Source organism: Sporosarcina gallistercoris (assembly GCF_050459885.1).
Classification (GTDB): domain Bacteria; phylum Bacillota; class Bacilli; order Bacillales_A; family Planococcaceae; genus Sporosarcina; species Sporosarcina gallistercoris_A.
The window spans coordinates 1-24106 of the sequence record NZ_JBCMNO010000015.1 but is presented as its reverse complement, the minus strand read 5'-3'; the positions used below and the strand labels follow the sequence as shown (position 1 = coordinate 24106).

General features: G+C 47.9%; 18 protein-coding genes. 2 read left to right on the top strand and 16 right to left on the bottom strand.

Annotated elements, in window-relative coordinates; genetic code table 11:
• Positions 1-29: 29 nt before the first annotated feature.
• The 4 genes from ABE021_RS09855 to ABE021_RS09840 form a co-directional block, all read right to left on the bottom strand.
• Entirely contained in the window at positions 30-1226 is a 1197-nt protein-coding gene (locus tag ABE021_RS09855) for a DUF418 domain-containing protein (protein WP_430288390.1), read from the bottom strand.
• Entirely contained in the window at positions 1223-4930 is a 3708-nt protein-coding gene (gene addA / locus ABE021_RS09850; RefSeq protein ID WP_430288389.1) for a helicase-exonuclease AddAB subunit AddA, read from the bottom strand. The genes ABE021_RS09855 and addA overlap by 4 nt, the downstream gene beginning before the upstream one ends.
• Complete coding sequence (gene addB / locus ABE021_RS09845) at positions 4905-8426, bottom strand: helicase-exonuclease AddAB subunit AddB (RefSeq protein WP_430288387.1); 3522 nt, start codon at positions 8424-8426, stop codon at positions 4905-4907. Before addB ends, addA begins: the two co-directional genes overlap by 26 nt.
• 367 nt (positions 8427-8793) lie before the next feature.
• Positions 8794-9423, bottom strand: coding sequence for a TVP38/TMEM64 family protein (locus tag ABE021_RS09840; RefSeq protein ID WP_430288385.1), 630 nt, complete (start codon positions 9421-9423; stop codon positions 8794-8796).
• Between the two features lie 119 nt (positions 9424-9542).
• On the opposite strand from ABE021_RS09840, the gene ABE021_RS09835 reads away from it, so the two are divergent.
• Together ABE021_RS09835 and ABE021_RS09830 are read left to right on the top strand one after the other, a co-directional pair.
• Complete coding sequence (locus tag ABE021_RS09835) at positions 9543-10265, top strand: AzlC family ABC transporter permease (protein ID WP_430288383.1); 723 nt, start codon at positions 9543-9545, stop codon at positions 10263-10265.
• Complete coding sequence (locus ABE021_RS09830) at positions 10265-10573, top strand: AzlD domain-containing protein (RefSeq protein WP_430288381.1); 309 nt, start codon at positions 10265-10267, stop codon at positions 10571-10573. Before ABE021_RS09835 ends, ABE021_RS09830 begins: the two co-directional genes overlap by 1 nt.
• 97 nt (positions 10574-10670) lie before the next feature.
• On the opposite strand, the gene ABE021_RS09825 is transcribed toward ABE021_RS09830, so the two are convergent.
• The 12 genes from ABE021_RS09825 to secA form a co-directional block, all read right to left on the bottom strand.
• Positions 10671-10931, bottom strand: a complete 261-nt coding sequence (locus ABE021_RS09825; RefSeq protein WP_430288379.1) for a CsbA family protein — start codon at positions 10929-10931, stop codon at positions 10671-10673.
• A gap of 24 nt (positions 10932-10955) precedes the next feature.
• Positions 10956-12125, bottom strand: a complete 1170-nt coding sequence (locus ABE021_RS09820) for a PDZ domain-containing protein (protein WP_430288377.1) — start codon at positions 12123-12125, stop codon at positions 10956-10958.
• 104 nt (positions 12126-12229) lie between these two features.
• Positions 12230-13669: a S41 family peptidase gene (locus tag ABE021_RS09815; protein WP_430288375.1), complete on the bottom strand. Its 1440-nt coding sequence runs from the start codon at positions 13667-13669 to the stop codon at positions 12230-12232.
• 248 nt (positions 13670-13917) lie between these two features.
• On the bottom strand, positions 13918-14490 hold the full coding sequence (locus ABE021_RS09810) for a redoxin domain-containing protein (RefSeq protein ID WP_430288373.1): 573 nt from the start codon (positions 14488-14490) through the stop codon (positions 13918-13920).
• Positions 14487-15137 carry a hypothetical protein gene (locus ABE021_RS09805; protein WP_430288371.1) on the bottom strand — a complete coding sequence of 217 codons (651 nt, stop codon included), beginning with the start codon at positions 15135-15137 and terminating at the stop codon, positions 14487-14489. Before ABE021_RS09805 ends, ABE021_RS09810 begins: the two co-directional genes overlap by 4 nt.
• Positions 15138-15325: 188 nt before the next feature.
• Positions 15326-16687, bottom strand: coding sequence for a murein hydrolase activator EnvC family protein (locus tag ABE021_RS09800; protein ID WP_430288369.1), 1362 nt, complete (start codon positions 16685-16687; stop codon positions 15326-15328).
• 38 nt (positions 16688-16725) lie between these two features.
• Positions 16726-17610 carry a permease-like cell division protein FtsX gene (gene ftsX / locus ABE021_RS09795; RefSeq protein ID WP_430288368.1) on the bottom strand — a complete coding sequence of 295 codons (885 nt, stop codon included), beginning with the start codon at positions 17608-17610 and terminating at the stop codon, positions 16726-16728.
• Positions 17600-18286, bottom strand: a complete 687-nt coding sequence (ftsE, locus tag ABE021_RS09790) for a cell division ATP-binding protein FtsE (RefSeq protein ID WP_430288367.1) — start codon at positions 18284-18286, stop codon at positions 17600-17602. Before ftsE ends, ftsX begins: the two co-directional genes overlap by 11 nt.
• Positions 18287-18561: 275 nt before the next feature.
• Complete coding sequence (gene cccB / locus ABE021_RS09785; RefSeq protein ID WP_430288366.1) at positions 18562-18891, bottom strand: cytochrome c551; 330 nt, start codon at positions 18889-18891, stop codon at positions 18562-18564.
• 257 nt (positions 18892-19148) lie between these two features.
• A complete protein-coding gene (locus ABE021_RS09780; RefSeq protein ID WP_430288365.1) occupies positions 19149-19598 on the bottom strand; it encodes a hypothetical protein in 450 nt (149 codons plus the stop codon).
• Between the two features lie 162 nt (positions 19599-19760).
• A protein-coding gene (prfB, locus tag ABE021_RS09775; RefSeq protein WP_430288484.1) for a peptide chain release factor 2 occupies positions 19761-20862 on the bottom strand; the annotation gives its coding sequence in 2 pieces (ribosomal slippage) (positions 19761-20789 and positions 20791-20862; 1101 coding nt in all).
• 39 nt (positions 20863-20901) lie between these two features.
• Positions 20902-23409 (bottom strand): preprotein translocase subunit SecA, encoded by a 2508-nt coding sequence (gene secA, locus ABE021_RS09770; RefSeq protein ID WP_430288364.1) that lies wholly within the window; start codon positions 23407-23409, stop codon positions 20902-20904.
• Between the last annotated feature and the right edge of the window lie 697 nt (positions 23410-24106).

The following is a 24106-nucleotide window of genomic DNA, read 5'->3' as shown; positions in this document are numbered from 1 at the left end:
CTTCCATCATTGGTTTGCCTTACGTACTGTTACGACACGTGTCGCTGTTTCTCCTTTTTATTCGATAAAATAGTGCCATACGTGCCGATTCGCCATACCCATTCGAGGGGGCCCATTTTGTAGCGTGAAAGCCACAAATCCGCGAGTAATGCCTGAACGACAAAGATACCTAGGGCCATAAGCGTTCCTGTCAAAATATCCACTTTTCCATACATCCCGAGCCCATAATTGTAGAAAATGAGTGTCGCAATGACGGATTGACCAATGTAAGTTGTCATGGACATACGACCCGCCTTGGCAACGGGACGAAATACTTTCGTAAACCATGGTATTGTGCAAAGGACCAATACAAGCGCCCCATAACCGACGGCTACCAGCGGTCCTCCAAAATAGGTTTGAACGAGTTGCATTGAAAAATCAGAGCCTATTAAAAATGGCACTGCTTTTAACAGCAGGCCGATGATCACTGCACTGATCCCCACGACCAGAAGACGGCCTTTCAATTCATGGGCGCGTTCAAATATCTTCCACTTTGCAAACGCTGCCCCGAGCATCATGAGCGGTAAAATCATGAAGGGTGTTAACAACAGATTGGCACCACTCACCAATAACCATTCTCTCGCTCGGAATACAAGTGCCGCCGCGTAGCTGCCATGGCCATACACTTCAATCGATCCCTGCAGCTGCTGAATATCGGCGAACTCGGAAAGTGATGCATCTCCGATAAATTTTTCACCGACGTAAAACAAGCCTGTGATCACCCCGTTCGGCACGACGTAAAGAGCAAGGGCACCGAAGAAAAGCCACTTTGGTGGCAGCCGGACGAGTGCGATCATGAGGAAGCCCATCATGGCATAAGTGAATAAAATATCCCCCGACCAGATGAACATTGCATGGATAAGTCCAAACAGAAGCAAGATGAACATCCGGCGAACCGCAACAGGACCGAATGGGGACTTCTGCAGTAATGACTTTTCATACTGCATACTTAGTCCATACCCGAAAAGCATGGCAAATATCGGATAAAAACTCGCTTCTATGAAAATATCCAGCCACATGAAGGACAACCCTTCCCCGTTATCCGCAAACCAGCTATACGGATCCATATACATATACGGGGAGTGGAATACAAGCATGTTGGCGATGAAAATACCTACTAGTGAAAATCCTCGAAGCATGTCGAGCGCTTCAATACGTCCGGCATCGCCGGTTGGTAGTCTAGTCAAACTGTCTCCTCCTGAACTGTCAAAGCACGACCTTCGTCAAATAAATACAGCAGCATTTCTTTGATCGTTACGTGTGTAATGTCTTCAATTGCAGTTTTATACATGCTGAGCTGCATGCTATACCGCGAACTCATCTCATAATCAACCGCTTCTTCAGACGCGAACCGCCCTTTCAGTCGATCGGTTTTATAATCCAATAGCACCCATCCGTCCGGTTCTTCAAACAAGCAATCCGCGATCCCCTGCAATATCTGTGAATCGCCATCGGCTCCATCAAATGCATACGTAAAAGGCAATTCCTTCAGGACACGCGTTGCTTTTTGCATCCGTTCCGCCACCGGCGAGGCCGTAAATTGCACAATCGCATCCCGGTCCAACGCCTTCACTTCCTCTTCGGTCAACAACTGCCGCAACACCAGATCTTGCAAAAGCACTTCCACACGGTTCCGATCCGTTGCAGTCGCCAAGTCGATATGCTGCATCACTGTATGCATCGCCGTCCCCACTTCCGCTGCGCTAATCGACCGTTGTTGCAAAAACGCCGGCCGCGCGTGCAAGTAGGCTGAACTCACTTCTCCATTTCCGCTTGCAAATGGATCGTTCAGAGCCGACTCCGCCTCCAGTTGTGCAACCCTCTTCAATTCTGTCACAGAAACTTTGGAACGTTTCTTAACAGAGTCCAGATACGGGTATTCATAGTCAAAGCGTTCCGTCACTTCAGCAAGAAGCGATTCATCCACAACAGGAATCGGCATGTCCTCTGCTTCGACTTCCTCAATGACCTCCTGCTCAGCCAAAGATTCACTGAAGTAGGATACTGGCAATGCACTGATGTTCCACTTGGAAGGATGGTCTTTCACCATTGCGCCATGCGTCGTTCCGAATTTCATGAAATCCATATGTCGCGCTACCGCTGGACCGATCCAATCCAAATAGCCATTCGCCCGCGACCGCATGTAATCCGGCAAGCGATCTCCTGGATCGACAAGCTGTGCGTCTTGCCACTTCGTCATCGATTTTTCAATATCCTTTACCGTCGCGACCAGCTCCAACTGCTCTTTCGCCCTCGTCATCGCAACATAGAGGATGCGCATCTCTTCTGAGCGCATTTCCAACTCTTTCTGTTCTTTCATTGCGAGAAACGGCAAGGAGGTATACATGATCCGTTTATCAGGGTCAATCGCTTTCACTGCGAGACCGAAATGCTGATCGAACAAATAGGGTTCGTTAAAATCCATTTTGTTGAACTGTCTGCCCATGCCTGCAACAAACACATTCGGGAATTCCAAGCCTTTCGATGAGTGGATCGTCATAATCCGCACGACGTCTTCCTTTTCACTCAAATAACGAGCCGCTCCGAGGTCATCCCCACGCCGCTGCATCCGATCAACAAAACGTAGGAAACGGAACAATCCACGGAAAGAGGTCTTCTCGTACTCAATCGCCCGGTCATGCAGCGCACGCAAATTCGCCTGGCGTTGCTTGCCGTTCGACATGCTGCCTGCCATCTCATAGTAATTCGTATCGGTGTAGACGTGCCAAATGAGTTCCGACAACGAGCCTCGACGCGCTAAATTCCTCCATTCTTCAAACAGAAGCATGAACCGCTGCAGCTTTTGTTGGGTTTCTGGCGCCATACCGGATCCCTTCGTTGCAATGAACATCTTCAACGCTTCATAATAAGGAGCATTCTTTGCAGCAAGACGCACTTGCGCCAACTCATTCTCCGTCATGCCGACGAACGGTGCACGCAGCACGGACGCAAGCGGAATGTCTTGATAAGGATTGTCGATCACACGTAACGTATTCAACATGATCGTCACTTCAAGTGCATCGAAATAGCCGCGCGATAATTCCACGTAAACAGGTATTTCCGCACGCTTGAACTCCTCAGCAATTTCAGCGGACCACGTCATCGAACGCATGAGAACCACAATATCGCTGTATCGGATCGGACGCTTCTCCCCACTGAATGCATCGCACACTTCATGCCCCTCCGTCATCCATTGGGAGATTTTCTTCACCATATACCGCGCTTCCGCCTGGGAACTCTTCAGATTTTCCAGATCCTCTGCCGTTTCATCCTCAAACTCTTCTTCTTCTGAATAGAGGACCGTCAAATGCGCAGCCGTCTCCGTCTCCGGATAGCGCGCACCATACTTCAAGGCTGCGGCTTCATCGTATTCGATTTCACCTACACGCTCACCCATGATCTGGGAGAAGATGAAGTTCGTCGCATCCAACACTTCCTTACGGCTCCGGAAGTTGGCATTCAAATCGATTTTTAACCCTTCTCCAACGGCGTCTTCTGCGAAACGCCCGTATTTCCCTAGGAACAAACCGGGTTCCGCAAGACGGAAGCGATAGATGGATTGCTTCACATCCCCCACCATGAACAGGTTGCCGTCCGACTCCGTACCGCTTTTCACGAATTGAACAATCGCTTCCTGCAATAAATTCGTATCCTGGTACTCATCGACCAACACTTCCTTGAATTTCGATCGATAATCCAATGCGATATCGGAAGGCACCAGAGCCTCCCCTTCGCGATCCGTCAGTATAGCGAGGGCGAAATGCTCAAGATCCGAAAAGTCGACAATCCCTTTTTCCACTTTGACTGCGCGATAGCGATGACCAAATTCTATGACTAAGTCAATAAGCGTATGCATCATCGGTGCCATCAAACGGATTTCGGTTAGCAGCCGGGCAGGTGTTCGGACGAAATACGCCTCCTTGATCCCTATGACCAGTTTCTTCACTGAATCGCGTAATGCTTTCGCACGCTTTGCGAGTTCCTCGTCACACGAATCCTTTTTCACCGCGCCCGCTTTCACCCACACAAGCTGTTGGAAAAACGCATGGGTCTGTTCCCACGTACCCGATGAGAGTATACGGATCGCTTCGGTGATCCAAGCCAGATCCGCTTCTGCAGTCTTCACAAGGGGTGATGGTCCGTCAGGCAACTCCGCAATCCGGTGCATATCGGTCGCAAGTGCAGCGGCTTCCTCCAGTTTTTGTTGGATGGCGGATTTCAAAGGGGCGATGAATCCCAAATCATCGATTGTGATCTCATCACCGATTTCGTATTGCTGTGGAATTTGCAGCAGCCAGGATTCAGGATCAGGATGCACACGGGAATAGTCGTACAGCCGGTCGATCAATAATTCAAGCGACTGGTCATTCCTATCCGATGTGAAACTATCCGCCAATCGGTAAACCGCTTCAGGATCGTCTGCGCTATAGGCATCCTCCAACACTTCAGCAATCGTATCGTCGCGCAGCAATGCTGCTTCCGTCGGATCTGCAATGCGGAATCCAGGATCGATGTCTAATAAATATGCATATTGACGGACGACATTCAAACAGAACGAGTGCATCGAAGAAATTTGAGCTTTATTCAATAGACTGAGCTGTTTCCGTAAATGCGGCGAATCCGGATGCAAGGCAATCGCTTCTTCCAGGGCAGCCCCCATCCGGTGACGCATTTCAGCAGCCGCTGCGTTCGTGAACGTAACAACGAGCAATTCATCGACGTTGATCGGATTTTCATCATCCAGCACTTTCTGGATGAGCCGTGTGATGAGTACTTTCGTTTTCCCGGATCCAGCAGCAGCAGAGACGAGAATGTCACTTCCTGAGGCGTAAATCGCTTTCCACTGGTCGTCTGTGAATGTCACGTCACTCGGTTTCGGTGGTATGTGCATCGCTTTCAGCCTCCTTCCTCATTTTTTCGAGCGACTCTTTTGCAGAGAGTTCGGCGTAATTCCGGTACTTCGCCTCAGGGTCAGTCGTGTCGAATTGACACACCCCTTGGTATGGACAATAGGTGCACGGCATCCGTTCCTTCAAGCGATACGGATACACCCGCGCGTCCCCTGCAAGCATCGCATCCCCCGCTTGACGGTGACGTGAACGGACCGCCCCGCGCAACAACTGCATATCGTCAGGTGCCAGCACTTTGGACGTTGCATAGAACGAACCATCTTTTTTCACCCTGGCAGGAATGATTTTGGACGATTGTTCAATATCGCTATCCATTTCTTTCACGACAGACAAATCCTCAAGTACATATCCTTTCATGGCAAACGATTTCAGCATCTCTTCCTCAACCGCTTCTTCCGTCAGCTCCTGGATGCTGCGCACCATCGGGTTATGGACATGGACATACAGCATCCCGGCAGGATCCGCATGCACATGCAGCCATTCGTCGGCGTGTTCAAGTGCAACGTCCAAATACGTCAACATTTGCAGAGATAGTCCGTAATACACTTCTGTCAAATCAAGCGCTTTCGATGACGATTTATAATCGACTATTCGGAGATAGGTCTTATCATTGACGTTCGATGCATCGACCCGGTCGATCCGTCCGCGCAAATTCATCTGCCCTCCGCGTTTCAACGGGATCGACAATGGCGGCATCTGCTCACCAGGTCCGAATCCAACTTCGACCGCAATCGGTTCAAAGCTGGAAGCGGTCGCTTGGCTCCGGAGTGCGAACAGGGTCCGCTGCACAATCCCCGTCAGTTTGCGCTTAATGTATACGTGACGGCTTGTCGATAGTAAAATCCGATGGAAGAAATACGGCGCAATCCCATCCACCGCTTCCCTCGCCAATCGGAAACAATCTTCTTTCGTCAGTCCTGCCCACGTTGCGCCTGTCCTCATGATTTCGTCGGAAACCCATTTTAGTGCCGCGTGGAACAGATCCCCGATCGCAGGTGCCTCCAATGTGAATTCCGAACGCTCCCGCAATCCAAGTCCATACGAAGCGAAATGCTGGAAAGGACAACTGTAATACGATTCGACACGTGATACGCTCGACGACATCGTTTCCCCGTACAATCCGTTCGTTATGTCAGCCGTCAAACGCTCCGTATCTGTCCCATGCTTCCGTTTGCCTTGGATACTCGCGAGAACCGATGACCAAAGCGGATCGGCTTCATAGTACGCAATGACCGCCTTCCATAGTGCAGGTATCCCTCTTGCAGTTTCTGCATGACGCAGTTGCGCAGACGCATAGGGCAATGCGGATCTTGGATGGCTGACATAAGGCAAGTGATCTGCACCCTCTAGCAAGTCCAGGGGATCTGCCACCACAATTTCCGTCTTTAAGCCTTCAAACAATTGGCCAAGCCTCGGAATATAGAGGGACGGTATGAGTGCTTTTCCTGCTTCATCCGCAATCGGGTACGACACTGTCAATCCTTCCGAAGCTGCAGTGAACGCACGATACGCTTTGTACGACTCGTCCATCAAGCGTGATTTTGCAGAAGGGGCCAGTTCGAATCCGACCGTTTCAAACCACTGTCTGTCGGCATCCGAAATGAGTCCTTCGTTGTCAATGCGCTGCGGCAGCACGCCATCATTCGTCCCGACAACAAACACTTCGTCAATACTTAAAAATGTCGCAAGGTCGATCGTCATGACCGTCACTTGGTCAAGTGACGGCGGAATCCTGGCAAACTCGAGCGTATCGAACCCTTCATCCAGAACCCGTACTGCATCTTTCGGCGCCATCTTGACGTCCCCGAACATGAGGACAAACTGATCCAGGATATTGATCCACCCCGTCCATGCCTGTTCATGTTCTGACGCGCCGAGCAATCGTCCTGCGCGTTCTTCTTCAGCACGAAGGTCGATGATTTTATCGTAAACATGGAGTTCTTCCATGAACGTAAATAAGGCTTCCGCCGCTTGTCTGCCATTTTTTGCCGCTTTCATTTTTTTCCCGAGAGCTTCCAGCGGCCCGCGGACTAAATCACGGACACTATGCAATTCTGATTGCATCGCAAGTTCTTCGTCTGTCTGGACTTCAGTATGCAGCTCGAGACCACTATATTTTTTCACCCGCCACCGTACGTCGTCAAACCAACGGTGACCATGGATTCCATGTGCGAGCACATAGTTTTCCAAGCGATCTGCACGCTCCCGCCAGATTTGCCGGTCCTCTCCGCGCGGGAAGAACATATCCGTTTTCACGGCACGGAAAATCGCTTCATAAGACCAATTTCCACTGACTGCCTCCAGCACTGAGCGAGTAAACTCAATGAGAGGATGGTGAAGCATCGACTTTTTCTGACTGATGAACACTGGTATATCGTACTGTGGAAAAATGGTATGGATCAATTCGTCGTATAGTTCCGGCTGACGATACAAGATTGCCATGTCGTTATAGCGTTTACCGGACATCGCAAGCTTCCTTATGGAACGTGCAACGGCGTGCATTTCCGCTCTTCGATCTGTCGCTTCCATCACCCGGACATCCCCGCTGCTGACTTGCTGCGCTGCCGGATAGTTATCGAATTGAGCTTCCAGATGCCGTACGTCCGGATTACGGAACCGCCGTGTGCCCGTAAGCAGCACTTCCGGTTCGATGGCCACCGATTCCTCACGTGCAATTTCTGAAATGATCTGTTTCGTCCTCACGGGACTGAAGAACAACTCATGATCCTCTGTTGCCTCAGCCGCTGCATCAGTCGGAAGAGCAACAGTCACCCGTTTCGCATATTTCAGCAGCTCCCGGATGATTTCATGCTCACGGTTCGTCAAAAGCTCGAACCCGTCTATGTAAATATCCGCTTCCTTGATATAGGAAGAGAACTGCACTTGACCGGAAAGCATTGCTAAATGACCTTCGCTATCCACGTATGTTGTCCCGAGACGTTCTTCCACTTTGGCAAGTAGCAGAGACAAGTCACCTGCTTTATCGACCAAAGAACGTGGCGCCGATGCGGCGGTCAACTGCGTATGCAGTTCTGCAAGTGTTGCGTGATCGAGACAATACCGGCTGAACTCTTTCAAAACACCTTCCACTTGCTCGGTGAAACCGCGCTTATCCGCAGCTTGGCGGAACAGCTTGAAGTCTTCACGATTTTCTTCAAGCACACTTCGTATGAGCATCCGATAGCCGAATCCATCCACTTCGCGTCGAGTGATCCCCCCAGTTTCTTGCAGCACTCGCCAAGCCAGACGTTTAAACGTCAACACTTGCGCACGGACCATTCCGTTTAACCCGAATTGGGCCGCCAAACTATGTTCCAACGAGTACGACATTTGGTCCGGTACAATCAATACAATCGGTGCGCCTAGCGGATCTTGCTGGAGTGATTCCACAATTTCTTGCTCGACCCTATAGGTCTTTCCTGTCCCCGAGCGTCCAGTTATAAATCGCAGCGTCATCTGATAGCCCCTCTCTCGCATTACTAGTCTCCTCATTGTAATTGTTTTCGCTGGAAGAATCAAAGTTTGAAAGGTGTTTTTACGAATGAATGTTCGTATCACTAATGAAGACTGCATTTACTTGGTAACAGTTGATAAAAAGAGAAATGCTGTATCAGTCGGGGCAAGTTTATGAGCGTTTCGATTGAGTTATGATCAGTTTTTGTGTTTTATGATCAATTTTTACTATTTATGAGCACTTTTCTCTGTTTATGATCACATTTCCAGATTTATGATCATTTCCCGCCGTTTATGAGAGATTTCGTACTTTTTATGAGCGCCAGGTACCTGGCCCCGAGATTTATTGAAAAAAAATACGCTCCGCATAAGCGAAGCGTACATTTGATCCTTATTTTTTCTCCCAATGCTTATTGCCATCCCATTCCCTTGCATGACGCTCGACTTTCTTATTCAAACGCCGTTCAAAATACTTGCCAGCCAGCCACAACAACAGAATGACAGCTCCGACAATTGCTGTTCGGATCGGTTGTGTCAGCAATGCTTTCAAATCATAGCCTACAAAACTGATCATGAAAATCATGACAAATTTGCCGGCCATCAAAATCATTAGATAATAGGTCTTCCGCATGTTAGACAGTCCTGCCACCAAGTTCACGAGGGCCGATGGTGTAAATGGAAAACAGAGAAACAAGAACAACGGTCCGAATCCATTGCTCTCCACCCACAAAATAAGCTTCTTCACCTTTTTATGCTTGGTGATAAAGTTCAGCAAACGGCTCTGGCCATATTTCCTGATGATCAGGAACACTACGTAGGAACCGACGACCGTGCCTACCCAGGAGAGGATGAAGCCTAGCCACAACCCATACGCAGCGGAATTCGCGAAGACGAACACAAATAACGGCAGAAAGGGCAGAAAAGACTCGATGAATGGCAGTAATATGCCTAGGAACGGTCCGAATGCCTTATATTGCCCTGCAAGTTCAGTAACTTTGTCCACACTTAACCATTCTTGCATCTCGAGTCACCCCAACCTTATACTCTCTTTTTTAACCATTCGAAGATTCAGTCTTGTTGTCTTTAGCAGTTGTAGTATAATCACTAGTATTGAAAATCATTGGAAAGCTGGGATGCAAAATGGAACGAAGTGAATTTAATAACGGCATTCGCGCCGGTCTCAGCATTGCCATCGGGTACTTCCCTGTTGCGCTGACGTTCGGTTTGCTCGCCAAAACGACGGGGCTTTCCTTGTTTGAAGCGACCGCGATGAGTATTTTCGTCTTTGCAGGTGCCGCGCAATACATATCGCTCAGCTTGTTGACAGCGGGCGTCGATCCGTTACTGATCGTCATGAATACATTCATCGTCAACATCCGCCATTTCCTTATGACGGCTTCACTGAATGAAAAGATGCAGCCTGCACCTAAGCCTGTCAAAGCGGCTTATGCATTCGGTGTCACGGACGAAACCTTTTCCGTCATCGCAACGAGCAAGCAGGAGAAAGTTTCGAGCGCCCATGCGTTCGGCGTCATCGTCATCGCTTACGGAAGCTGGGTGATCTTCACCGCTTTAGGGCATGTTATCGGTGCCAACTTGCCGCTTTTCCTGCAAGCCGCCATGTCCATCGCACTCTATGCCCTCTTCATTGCGTTGCTTGTCCCATCTATGAAAGGCAACCGGAAAGTCATTTTACTCGCCAGCCTTGCTGCAGTCTTGCATTGTATCTTTTATTATACCGGATTGTTATCGACCGGGTGGGCGATTCTTGCTTCAACCTTGCTATCATCCATCCTAATCGAACTCGCCTATACAAAGTACGGACGAGCCCTAATCCCAGCCGCTGAAAAGGAGGAGAGCTGATGGGCCCAACCTATTGGTGGATGCTGTTCGGAATGGCCCTGGTGACATACATTCCACGCATGATACCACTCACGATCCTAGATGGAAAACAACTGCCTCCGTTCATCACGGGGATCTTAAGCAACATCCCATATGCCGTGCTCGGTGCCTTGATTTTCCCGGCTGTATTCTATGTACAGGAAGGCAACTTCTTATTCGGATTAATCGGTGCTGCGACCGCGTTTCTCATCGCACTTTCCGGTTTTGGCCTGATGACTGTCGTTCTCGGAACAATCGGTGTACTTGCAGTCTACAGTTTGTTTATGTAACCCCTTTGAACCTATCATACCCAAAAAACACGGTTCTCATACTCATAGAATAGAAGAAACGAAAAAAGCCTCACACTTTTGTGCAAGGCTTTTTCCGTTATTCACGGAGATCTTCGTTGGATCGCCGGTGTGAATTTGCGACCATTCGATTCGCATACCAAAAGCCGATCGTCAGCGACAATGCATCTGCCGCATAGAGCATCCAGTTATGCGTATACCCTGCATACACGGAGGCGGCGATGAGGGCAATCGTCAGCACCAATCCGACAAGCTGATGGAATGTGACTCTCGTGAAAAAGACGACAAGAATCCCGGGAATGAACAACGCCATCACAAGTTTAGTCGCTAAACTTTCCACTCCTAACCGCCTCCTCTCAATCTATCATCGTACAAGCAACAAGCCGAGCTGATAATGATCATGATGGTACAGAACTTGCTGCATGAGCCGGACTTCTCCGTTCCGATCCGCGACTTGCAAGCGGCAATGCGCTGCATTCACCTGGATTGCATCATACAGTTCTTTATCATTCGCGACTTGCATGCCGTTCACTGCTCGAATGACTTCACCAGGCTTCAATCCTAGTTTCTCAGCGGGTGAGCCGGGAAGAACCCCTGCAATGACAACACCTTTTGCATTCGGCGAAGCTGCATAGCCGCCGCTGCGTTCCTTAACGGCTACTACAATCGTCAGCACTGTCCGCATGACGACACCGATCCCCAATGCTCCCCAGCCAACCAACGGCTCATAGAGTGCACCCAGACCAAGCGCCGTTACTGCGATCCCCGTCCAGATCACCGACTTTCCAAGTTTCGGTAAGAGGTCATCCGGAAAGTGCTTGCGGGCAATTTGGCTAAAGCCGATCAATACCGGCACGGGAACGAAGCTGAACGATTCCGCACCGAGCGAAAACTGTGGCCAATAAGGTACATAGGCGGTAATCATATCGCCAGGCACCAGTAAAACAATCGGCAACATCCAAATCGTTTTCACTTTGAAGACAGCTGCACGCAGGCCTCTGCTCGTCTTCTCCAGATGGGGCGACGCATAGTTCACTGTGGATTTCCGGATAAGCGATCCTTCGGCCATCACTAACAGTCCCGCTATAACCGGAATTGTCACCGCCAATTGCCCCAGAAGATCCACATCTTGAAGCGACCATCCGCGAAATGAGAACGTTCCTCCCGACTTCTGCCATGCAACCAATCCGAAAAATGCGAATGCCATCGCGTAAATCGGAGACCCCCACTGGTAATAGAGACTGATAAGGACAATGACCATAATGAGGGAGAACAATACAATCCATCCTGCATCTGTCACGAATCCGATCCCGCTGAGCAGGACGGAAATAATGAGTGCATGCAGCCAGGAATCTGCTACGAGCCGTCTCAATTCCGTAAGCCCTGGCAGCTTACGGATATTGAAATCCTTCCGTTCCCGCTTCACCCTCATATATCCGAGCGCAACTGCAACGAGGAGAATTAGCAAGAATAGTGGGTTCAAGAAAAATACTGCCACTGCTTGTAAGACGTCGAACAACCAATTCTCTGACACGTTCTAACACTCCAATCCAATCCCGCTGTTTCTTCTATTGTAACAAAGATTGGATTGGAATGGATAGTCGCGACAGACTGTTATTTACGTATAGGGAAAACCGATCAATTCCCTGATAACTTATGATGCAGATATCCGAGGGCCATCGAGAGCTGTTCATCGTTCGCTCGATCGGTGCGATAGGTTTCTGCACTCACTTTCAGTGTCTGGAAGAACTTGCTGTCCATATCACCCTTCGAATCCGCTTTTTCATGATTCATGAATTCAGCTACCGCCTCACCCGTTCCTTCATCGAAGAAACCGTCCACTCTGCCTGGATCGTATCCTAGGGATTTCAACAATCGTTGCGCGTATGCGACATCGTCATGGAATTGCTGTTCTTTATAAGTCTCTCCAATGACTCTCAAATGCTCGGAGAACAAGCTATTCTGCTTCACTTCGAGGTCAGTTGCAATCCCCTCCGAGTGGATCCAGCGCTCTTTCGGAGTCAGCCACTTATGGGTCGACAGCTTCACTTCCCCGCCATTCGATAGCTTCATCGTCTCCTGTACAGTCCCTTTTCCGAAACTCGTCGTCCCGACAATGAACCCCCGTCCGAGATCCTGAAGCGCACCACTCAACACTTCACTCGCAGAAGCACTGCCCTTGTCTTGCAGTAAAACGACGGGAATCGTCTGTAACTTCGGATTGAACTTCAGCTCTTTTTGCGGTTCGGTAACAAGCGGTGTCAATTGCCCTTTTACGTCCTCCATATAAGCAAATACCGTATCTTCCGGCAGCATACTTGCTGCGATATTCCCTACGGCATGCAAGTAGCCGCCAGGGTTCCCCCGGACATCGATCAGTAACGCTTCTGCTCCTTCTTTCACAAGCAGTTCCGTTGCCGCCTGCCACTCTTTCGCACTGTCTTCCCCAAACATCGTCAACCCTATGTAGCCGATTTTCTTGCCGCGTTCTTCCACTATTTCAGATGACACTGTGTGAACAGGAATGACGTCCCGTTCAATCGACATTTCCACGTGTTTACCGGACTCCGGACGATAGACGACCAATTTCACGGATGTCCCTTGCTTTCCGCGGATTTTTTTGACGACCTCTTTCAGTGACAATCCATCGACCCGTTCCCCATCAATCTGTACGAGCTCGTCATAAGGAAGCAATCCCGCTTTTTCAGAAGGCGAACCTTTGACAGGCGAGACAATGACGAACTTGCCATTGGTCCGAGTGATTTCAGCACCTATGCCCACCCGTTCTCCAGCAAGTGATTCTTTATGGGACGCCGCCTCCTCTTTCGTCAAATACGTCGAATACGGATCTCCGATTACGTCCGCCATGCCGCGCAAGGCCCCTTCGATCAATTCATCGTCTTTCAGTTTATACACGGCGTTCCCTGTAATGACTTTGTACGCTTCGTCGATGACACCGAATTTCCCACTCGAGTTATGGACTTTCTCTTCACTCTTTCCACAGCCGTCCAATACCAATACGAGACAAACCGCGACTGCGGCTAAAATACCAAACGCAAAAAAACGACTCCTGCGCATCTTCACCATCCCCTCCTCGTTTCACTATATGAACGAGGGAGGAAAGTTACGACAAGCAGGAGCCTGGAAATGAAAATAGAATAGACTGAGTTGATTTACGTTGCAGCCGGACGCTTTCAGGCGGCCGATTTACCTCACATGGTTGGGAATACTTCACTCGTTGTCTTTCGCTGCAATTCATGACAACAGTAGAATCCTCATCTTCATTGAAAAATGAGCTGAAAGAAAAATAGGTAGTTCAAAAAGGGTTACTCAACATCTTTCACTAGCTGTTCCATCATTTTTTCATCCATGGGGCCAACAATTTGGTTGTCGATGGTGCCGTCAGTTCGGAGGATGTAAGTTGTAGGAATCGAGAATACTTTGTAGTCTGTCATACCGAGTTCTTCCGTATCGAGTAAAATCGGGAAGGTCAACTTATACGCATCGACGAATTCTTCCACAGCTTTCACACCACGGTTTTCTGCAGTTGTCAAGTTAACTGAGATCAGCTCAACGTTGTCTTCAGGTTTTAATTTCTTATAGTAATTTTCCATGTGCGGCATTTCGGCTTTACATGGCGGGCACCACGTTGCCCAAAAATTCAGGATGACTTTCTTTCCTTTCAGATCGGAAAGACGGACTTTGTCACCTTCCAGCGTCTCAAGCTCGAAGTCTGGCGGTGTGTCACCTGGCTCCAGCCCCGGAGTACTTTTGGACAACGCTTCAGTAGAAGCAGTGTCGATAACCTCAGGTTTCTCCAAGTTCGACTTCACCATCACGACAATCAGTGTACCGATCAAAAGAATAGTGATTGCATACCCTATCCATTTTTTATTCATCGTATCCCTCCATCTGTTTCCTTACCTTGTGTGAAACGACCAGAAATTATTACTACTAATCCACTCGCAAGAACTGTCGCAGCGAATGGGATCCCCGTAAACCCTGAAGGCTGAATGGCGGCAATGAACGCATGGAGAGCTACACATAATCCAGCGCCATAGACAACAGGCATCTTTTCATCTTCAAAATGAAGGAATGCGAACAGCGCAAACGAAGCAAACAAGACAATCGTAATTGCTTTTATGATGAGCGTCCCTTCGTTCAAAAGCGCCATCGTCACTTGATAGCCCGCTTGGGCACATATGACCCCAAGCAGAATTCCTTGATTGGCAGTTGACGGCTTCGGTTTACGAGTAAACCGCAGGAACAGAGCCGCTACAAGAACCCCAAAAAGGAATCCAAACTTGCCTCCATTAAAATAAAGGAGAGCGAGAGGCGCACGGCGCACCGTTTCAAAGTCCGTTATGATTACGGACAGCTTCCATACAATAATCGTGGTAAAGATTCCATCAATGACAATGTCCGCATTGGATTTACCGAATTTCAATCTGACAGCAAGCCACGCGAGGATGAATCCGCTGACAGCTGCAATCCATGAAGAAGGGACAGTGACCTTCCATAAAAGAAAATAATCTGTGACGGGCATGGGATTCTCCTTTAGTCCAGTATACCTCTCATGGTATCGCAAAATGGCGATCAAAACCATAAAATCCTCTTATATCACTAAAGAAAAAGACCCGCATAAATGCGAGCCTTCCACTGGTATCGGAGTTCCCTGATACTAAGATGTTTGTTAGGGAGAAAATCCGGCAATACTACTTATAGAAGTGTTACTTAAAATGATACATAACGTAATGGGTTCACAGCACTTGGTCCTGTTGCAGAGAAGTTACCTACATGAATTTCAAAGTGCAAGTGTGGCCCTGTTGAATTTCCTGTATTCCCTGAATTCCCGATGAATTGGCCTTTGGCAACGTGCTGTCCCGAGCTCACTCCGATACTCGATAGATGTGCGTAAACGGAAGTGAAAATCTGGCCATCGATAGAGTGTGTAATCATGACCGCGTTCCCGAAACCGCCCATTGGTCCTGCATGGGAAACGACGCCTTCAGCTGCTGCGACAACCGTCGTACCGACTGGAATTCCAATATCTTGTCCTCTATGCTGCTTCTGTGTATGGAAGATCGGATGCATTCTCCAACCGAATGGAGAGGTAAGTGGTCCGCGTGCCGGGCTAGTCCATGAGCCGCTTGAGACAACGGGTGCCGATGTTTCAGGCTGGGTATATACATGGTTGTTTGATGAACTCGAAGAATTCGATGCATTCGCAGCTGCCTGCTGGGCCCGACGCTTCTCTGCTGCTGCAGCTTCCGCATCCCGTTTCCGCTTCAATTCTGCTTGACGGGCAACTTCTGCCAAACGATTTTGTTCAGCACTGATTTGGTTCACAAGGTCTTCCGAAAGTTCATGGGTCTCATCGAACTCGTTCTCCAAGCTCGCTTTTTCAGTTGACAGTTTCGTTTGTTCAGCTTCCAATTGATCGACTAACTTGTCCTTTTCAACTTTTTGCGCTTCAAACTTCTTCTTCAAATCCGTCAGTTTGTTTTTACGCTCTTCTTGCTGAGCAAGTTTAGTCTCCACCATCTTCTTTTCTTCTTCTAACTGGTTCATATCATCTTCTTGCTGTTTCATGATTTTCCGGTCAGCGTCCATCAATGTGGAAACTGCTGAGAACCGATCGATGAAATCCGAAAAACTGTTCGCGCCAAGAAGTACGTCCAGGTAGCTGACGTCTCCGCCTTTCACCTGCATCGTGCGAACCCGCTCTCTCAATACTTCATCGCGTTCTTTAATCCGCTTTTCCAACATTTTGATGGAAGCTCGAAGTTCCGTTATTTCATTAGTCGTTTGAGTGATTTTTTCCTTAACGTCACGAATCTTTTCGTTATTCGTCTCGATTTCACTATTCAACTTTGTAATCTGCTCCATAAGCGATTGTTTCTTCGTTTGCTTTTTATTGATCTCTTTATTTTTGTTTTGAATCCCATTGTTCAATTCTTTTTGTTTTTGCTGAAGCATCTTTTGCTCATCTTGCATATCTTTCAATGAACTTGCTGACGCTGCTGTCCCCGTCAGAGTGGTTGAAAGCAACAACACACCCATCGTAGATAGCAGCAATCCCTTATTCTTTCTCACAGTCCCAGTTCCCCTTTCAATAGTACGAATCGGCCAAATCAGACTTTCAAGAATTTGCGCACGGACATCATACTGCCCCATACGCCGATAAACACTCCCATAAACAGCAATAGGCCATTTACCTGGAGGATGAATGGCATAGGTTCCAGCAGCTGGAATAATTCATCCACCAATCTAGGTTGCCAATAAGCGTAAATTTGTTGATAAGCGATCGCAATGGCCGCCATCGGAAGAATCGATCCGAAGATTCCTAGCCAAATACCTTCCAATATAAACGGAATGCGGACAAAGCTATTCGTCGCTCCGACTAGTTTCATAATCTCAATCTCTCGACCACGTGCAATGATCGTCAAACGAATTGTGTTTGAGATGAGGAACATCGCCGTAAACAGCAGCGCTACGATTAATATCAAGCCGATGTTCCGGCTGATTTTTACAACGTTGAACAGTTTCTCGACTTTTCCTGCTCCATAGACAACATCAGCTGTGTACTCGTATGTATCGATCTTTTTTGCAATTGCAGCCGTATTGTGCGGGTCTGCCGCTTTTACGTAAAGCGCATCACCTAACGGATTACTCTGCTTATAAAGCGACAGTTCTTTACCGTACGATTTGATGATCTTGTCCAGTTCATCTTCTCTCGAAGCAAAATCGACACTTGCGATTCCGTCCATCTTCTCTATTTTTTCTTGTAACTCTTTTACGGCCGCATCACTTGCTGCAGCGTCCGCAACCACTTTGATTTCCACGTCGTTCTCGATATTATCCGCCATCTTGTTCAAGTTCATCATCATGACGATGAAACTGCCCACAAGGAGGAGAGTAACCGTAACGGCGCTGATGGAGGCGAACGTCATCCAACCATTTCGTCCGAGGCTCTTGAAACTCTCCCGGAAGTGACGGCTTAGCGTCCTACCCTTCATAACTGTATTCTCCTTCATATTCATCTCGCGTGATCATGCCGCCTTCTACTAACAAAACACGATGGCGGATGCTGTTCACGATGTCTTTGTTGTGTGTCGCCATAATGATGGTCGTCCCACGATTGTTGATTTTTTCAAAGATGTTCATGATGCCTAACGACGTATCCGGATCAAGGTTTCCTGTCGGCTCGTCTGCGATGACCAATTTAGGTTCATTTACAATCGAGCGCGCAATCGACACTCTTTGCTGTTCTCCGCCTGATAACTCGTTAGGAAACATTCTCGCTTTTTGGGACAACCCGACAAGCGCTAAAACATCAGTTACCTTTTTACGGATTTCTGCTGGTGTTTCTTCAATTACTTCAAGTGCGAACGCTACATTCTCATAAATATTGAGTCTTGGAAGCAATTTAAAGTCTTGGAATACGACACCAATCTGTCTTCTCAAGTAAGGGATTTCTTTGTTTTTTAACGAACCCAGGTCTGTTCCATCGATAAAAATCTGTCCGCTTGTTGGAGCTTCTTCACGATACATCATTTTGACGAATGTCGATTTGCCTGCACCGCTCGGACCGACGACGTAAACAAATTCTCCGCGGCCTATTTCGATATTAATACCATTTGCGGCAACGACACCGTTAGAATACTTTTTGTACACGTTTTTCATTTTAATCATTTTTAGTAACCACCTGATTCAAAACTTTTCTCGAGCTTTTTAAGTATAACAGATATAAACCTACACAGTATTACAGGAATATTTCATTTCCCCTAAAACGTTCACCGCGTTTCAACAATCCTGTAATGTAAGTCCCTGTTTTTGGTATTACAAGACATTTTTTGTCGAAGTTTGATTTAAAGATTGCCAAAAAACAGCACAAAGAAAAAAACAGAGAACGCCGAAGCGCACTCTGTTCCTTATGTTCGTAAACAGTTTCCACGTTTGAAAACAGCTTATTTCTTTTCAGAAAGCCATTTCGCAACTGCGTCCAGCTCTTCACCTTTGATGAGACCGCCAGGCATTCCGCCCGATTTACCATTTTCGATGATGTCGTGGATTTCGTCTTCAGAAAGCTCTCCGCCGATGTTAGCTAATGCAGGACCGTTCATACCTTCCAATTTACCGCCGTGACAAGTTGCACAGTTCGCTTGATACACTTTGTCGGCATCTACGCCGCCAGCAGCTGAATCTTTGTCAGAAGTTTTGTCTCCTCCGCCGCCACAAGCACCGAGTACGAGCGCTGCGCCGAAGATCGTCGCTAAAAATTTGTTTTTCATTTTCATGAAATTTCCTCCTTCGAATAAATAATTACGTACTTTCTTAGTATAACAAAAAAAGACCAAGTTCGCTCGAAGCGCGTGACAGACTTATGTCCGCTGCTTATTCAAAGCGAACTTCTTCTATTTAGTATTCACCATTCTTCAGAAATCAAACCTCTTTAGACGAATATAAGCGTGGATGGGAACCTGGTCATTTCGAATACAATGTAGATTGAACAAATTACGATTGTTCATTCGAAAAAAATGTCTTTTTTACAAAGTCATCTTGTTTTCTCTTGGTAGACTAAAAAACGAGCGGCCTCCTCTAAATCGTTCGAACAGAAAAGGGAGTGTGAGGCATTTAGCACCACGCGATTTTCAGCATTGATGTAATCGGTCAATGGAATGCGATCGAAAAACTTACGCCATTTCTGGGAGCTTTCCATCTGTTGGATTTCCTGCCGGACCGCCACATTATCGATTTTATTAATGAAGAAAAAAGGTTGTTGCTGATCCACATCTGGAAACCGCTTCTTTATAATTTCCAGTTCTGCCGTGTCATAATCATCCACTTCCAACCATTCGCCTGTGCCAACATTCTCAGCCGCTGCCATAAGAACGTCCATCCATTCGTCATATGTTTCTTCTTTCGTCCTGTCGTTTGTAAAGACGGTGACATTATAAAAAACTTCATCTTGGTGGCTTTGCCTCTTCTTCTTGTTGAGAAACATATGTCAGCCCCCGATTTTGTAGAGTACTTATGTAATTGGTTTCCGGAATTTTCAAACATCAGGTAATGAAAAACGGGGCTGACCCGAACTGTCACGTGTTGTGACAGGCTAGGACAGCCTCGTGATTGACTTATTCTTTTGAAATATCATTCACTATCCATATTACGAAATTCGCGAACGCAAGAATGCATTGATGAACGGATCGATTTCGCCGTCCATGACAGCACTAACGTTACCCGTTTCTTCGTTTGTACGGTGATCTTTGACCATGGAATACGGATGGAAGACGTAAGAGCGGATCTGACTGCCCCATCCGATTTCTTTTTGGTCTCCGCGGATTTCAAGAAGACGTGCTTCTTCTTCTTCGACACGGATCTGGTAGATCTTCGCTTTCAGCAAGTTGATTGCGCGTTCACGGTTTTTGATCTGTGAACGTTCGGTTTGACACGTTACGATTGCACCTGTCGGAATGTGCGTCATACGGACAGCGGAATCCGTAGTGTTAACGTGCTGTCCGCCTGCACCGCTCGAGCGGTACGTGTCGATTTTCACATCTTCCATTTTCAAATCGACGTCTACGTCACCTGAGAATTCAGGCATCACTTCCACAGAAGAGAATGACGTATGCCGACGTCCCGAGGAATCGAATGGAGAAATCCGCACGAGACGGTGTACGCCTTTTTCCGCTTTCAAGTAACCATACGCATTGTGGCCTTTGATGGAAAGTGTTACGGATTTCACACCTGCTTCGTCGCCCGCTTGGTAGTCCAGTGTTTCCACTTTGTATCCGCGCTGCTCTGCCCAGCGAGTGTACATCCGTAAGATCATCGATGCCCAGTCTTGGGATTCCGTACCGCCAGCTCCTGAGTGGATTTCGAGAACAGCGTTACTGCTGTCGTATTCTTCACTCAACAGCATCTGCAAATCGAATTCTTCCATACGCTTCAAGAAAGCCTTCAACTCATTGCCAAGGTCTTCCTTGAGCTCCTCGTCCGGCTCTTCTTTCAACAATTCAACCGTCATTTCGAGGTTTTCTTGCTCTTCCGTCATCGCATGGAACTCGCCGACGCTGTCTTTGAGTGCATTCGATTCGGAAATGACGGTCTGTGCTGCATCTTGGTCATCCCAAAACGTAGGATCCATCATCATTTCATCCAGTTCTTGCATACGAGCCTCTTTGTTTTCTAAGTCAAAGAGACCCCCTAAAGTCCACTAATTTCTTAGCTGTTTTGTCGAGCTCGTTACGTACATCTGATAATTCCATCATATATTGTTCCTCCAAAAATTCAGGTTCACAGCAAGATTACTCTTTACCATGGCAGTTCTTATATTTCTTCCCGCTGCCACATGGACATGGGTCATTACGACCGATATTGACCGAACGGCGGACCGGCTTCTTCACCGTTTTCTCGCCATCTTCTTTCGGATTCACCGCTTGGCCTTTCGCCACTTCCTCACGCTCCAGGTTGTTGCGGATTTCCGCCTTCATGACGTACTTCGATGCATCCGATTCAATGGCATTGACCATCTCTTCAAACATGGCGAAGCCTTCTGACTGATATTCACGAAGCGGATCGATTTGACCGTAGGCACGCAAATGGATCCCGTGACGAAGCTGATCCATCGCATCGATATGATCCATCCACTTCGTATCGATCGCACGAAGCAAGACGACTTTTTCGAATTCACGCATTTTCTCTGCGGACATTTCTTCTTCTTTTTCATCGTAGCGTTTCATAACTTCCGCTTTGATGAAATCCGTCAATTCAGTTGCAGATTTCCCTTCCAGATCCGTTACAGTCAAGCTGTCCTCAGATAGGAAGTTCGCACCTAAGAAATCGACAAGACCTTTAAGGGCCCAGTCTTCCTGCTTTTCTTCAGTCGTATGAATCGCTACTGCATTTTCAATGACACGTTCAATCATCGCTTCCAATACAGGGCGGACGTTTTCTGATTCCAGTACGTCGTTCCGCTCTTTATAAATGATTTCACGCTGTTGGCGCAAGACATCATCGTATTGAAGCAATCGTTTACGGGAGTCGAAGTTATTCCCTTCGACACGTTTCTGAGCGGATTCAACAGAGCGGGAGACCATTTTCGATTGGATAGGCGTTTCATCATCCATCCCGAGTTTCGTCATCATGCCCTTCATCTGCTCGGAACCGAAGCGGCGCATCAGTTCATCCTCAAGTGACAAGTAGAATTGTGTAATCCCGTCATCCCCTTGACGTCCGGAACGTCCGCGTAACTGGTTATCGATACGACGGGATTCGTGACGCTCTGTACCGATCACCGCGAGCCCTCCAACTTCTTGGACACCTTCGCCAAGCTTGATGTCGGTACCGCGGCCTGCCATGTTCGTTGCGATCGTAACCGCGCCTGGCTGACCGGCCTGTTCGATGATTTCCGCTTCACGACCGTGGTTTTTCGCATTCAACACGTTATGCGGCACCCCGTACTTCTTCAAGAAGTTCGAAATGATTTCGGACGTTTCAATCGCCACCGTACCGACAAGTACCGGCTGGCCATTTTTGTGGCGCTCTTTAATGTCATCCGCAACCGCTTTATACTTCCCTTCCGTAGAAGAGAAGATAAGATCGGGACGGTCATCACGGGCAATCGGACGGTTTGTAGGAATGGCAACGACATTCATGTTGTAAATGTTGCGGAATTCCTCTTCCTCCGTCTTCGCTGTACCCGTCATTCCTGACAATTTGTCATACATACGGAAATAGTTCTGGAATGTGATCGTCGCAAGTGTCATCGATTCGTTCTGGACTTCAAGTCCTTCTTTCGCCTCGATCGCTTGGTGGAGACCATCGCTGTAGCGGCGGCCTTTCATCAGACGGCCTGTGAACGAGTCAACGATGACGACTTCGCCTTCCTGTACGACGTAGTCTACATCTACATGCATGCTGACATGGGCTTTCAATGACTGATTGATCGTGTGATTGAGTGTGACGTGCTGCAAGTCGAACAAGTTCTCGATGCCGAATGCTTGCTCCGCTTTCTCAATACCGGTTTCCGTCATGGTTACGCCTTTTGTTGTTTCATCATATGCAAAGTCTTCCTCTTGTTTCAACGTCGTGACGAAACGGTTCGCCAAACGGTACAATTCTGCCGATTTCGCAGCTTGCCCCGAAATGATGAGCGGTGTCCGTGCTTCGTCAATCAGAATCGAGTCGACCTCGTCAATGACTGCATAATGAAGAGGACGCTGTACTTTGTGCTCGCTGTACAACACCATGTTGTCGCGCAAATAGTCGAAACCGAGCTCATTGTTCGTCGTATAGGTGACGTCCGCAAGATACGCCTCGCGCTTTTCATCTTTACCTAGACTGTTCAAGTTCAGACCGACCGTCAGTCCAAGGAACTCATACAGGCGTCCCATTTCCTCAGCATCACGGGAAGCCAAGTATTCGTTGACCGTCACGACATGCACACCCTTGCCATCAAGAGCATTCAAGTATACCGCAAGTGTCGACGTCAGCGTCTTCCCTTCACCGGTTTTCATCTCCGCGATGTTGCCTTCATGCAGAGCTGCTGCTCCCACGATCTGCACGCGGAATGGATACAAACCAAGCACACGTCGAGAAGCTTCACGGACAACCGCAAAGGCTTCCGGCTGAATCGAGTCGAGGGCTTCCCCTTCGCTTACGCGTTTCTGGAATTCCACTGTTTTCGCAGTCAAATCGGCATCCGAAAGTTGCTCCATTTGCGTAGCAAGCGCTTCGGTCTGATCAGCAATCTTCTCTAGTCGTTTCAAATCACGTTTATTCGGATCAAACATTTTATTCAATACGCTTAGCATAATTTGGTCACATCCTCACAAAGTTCACCCTTCATTTTAACATTGTGAATCGGCAGGCGCAAATGCAATGCAACGAAATTTCCGACTTTTGGATTATAGGTGGATTTTAGGTGGTGCTTGATTACTTTTACGGTAGGCTTGAGCGGATCTGCCACTCCCTTGATCACTTTCACCACCGCTTGAGCGGAATCACCACTCGCTTGATCACTTTCCGCATTGCTTGAGCGGATCTGCCACTCGCTTGATCACTTTCCGCGCCGGCTTGAGACAAAATCCTTATTTCCCTATTCTCTTCACTAAATGCGGAGCGTAGCGGAGCACACCAATCAGGCTTGGCTTTAAAATGCGAAGAGATGGATTGGTCACGAGCTTGGATACTTTGTGAGATAAGGTATTTTACCGCGGAATCAAGAGGATTGTCGCATGCTTGAGCGGAATCGCCACACGCTTGATCACTTTCCTTATCTCTTGAGCGGATCTGTCATTCCCTTGGTTCTTACGGTGGTTTGGGGAGGCATTATTTCGTTATTTTCTGGGTATAGTTTTAGAAAAAACGAAAGGGTGGGTCCTTATGGAATTGCTAACGAACTTAACACTTCCGTTCATAGAAAAAGATCAACTTTTGTATTTCAAACAGACAGATGATGTGATTTTTCTTATTATTGAACTTCGTTCCAGTTCTTCCAAATGCCCAAAG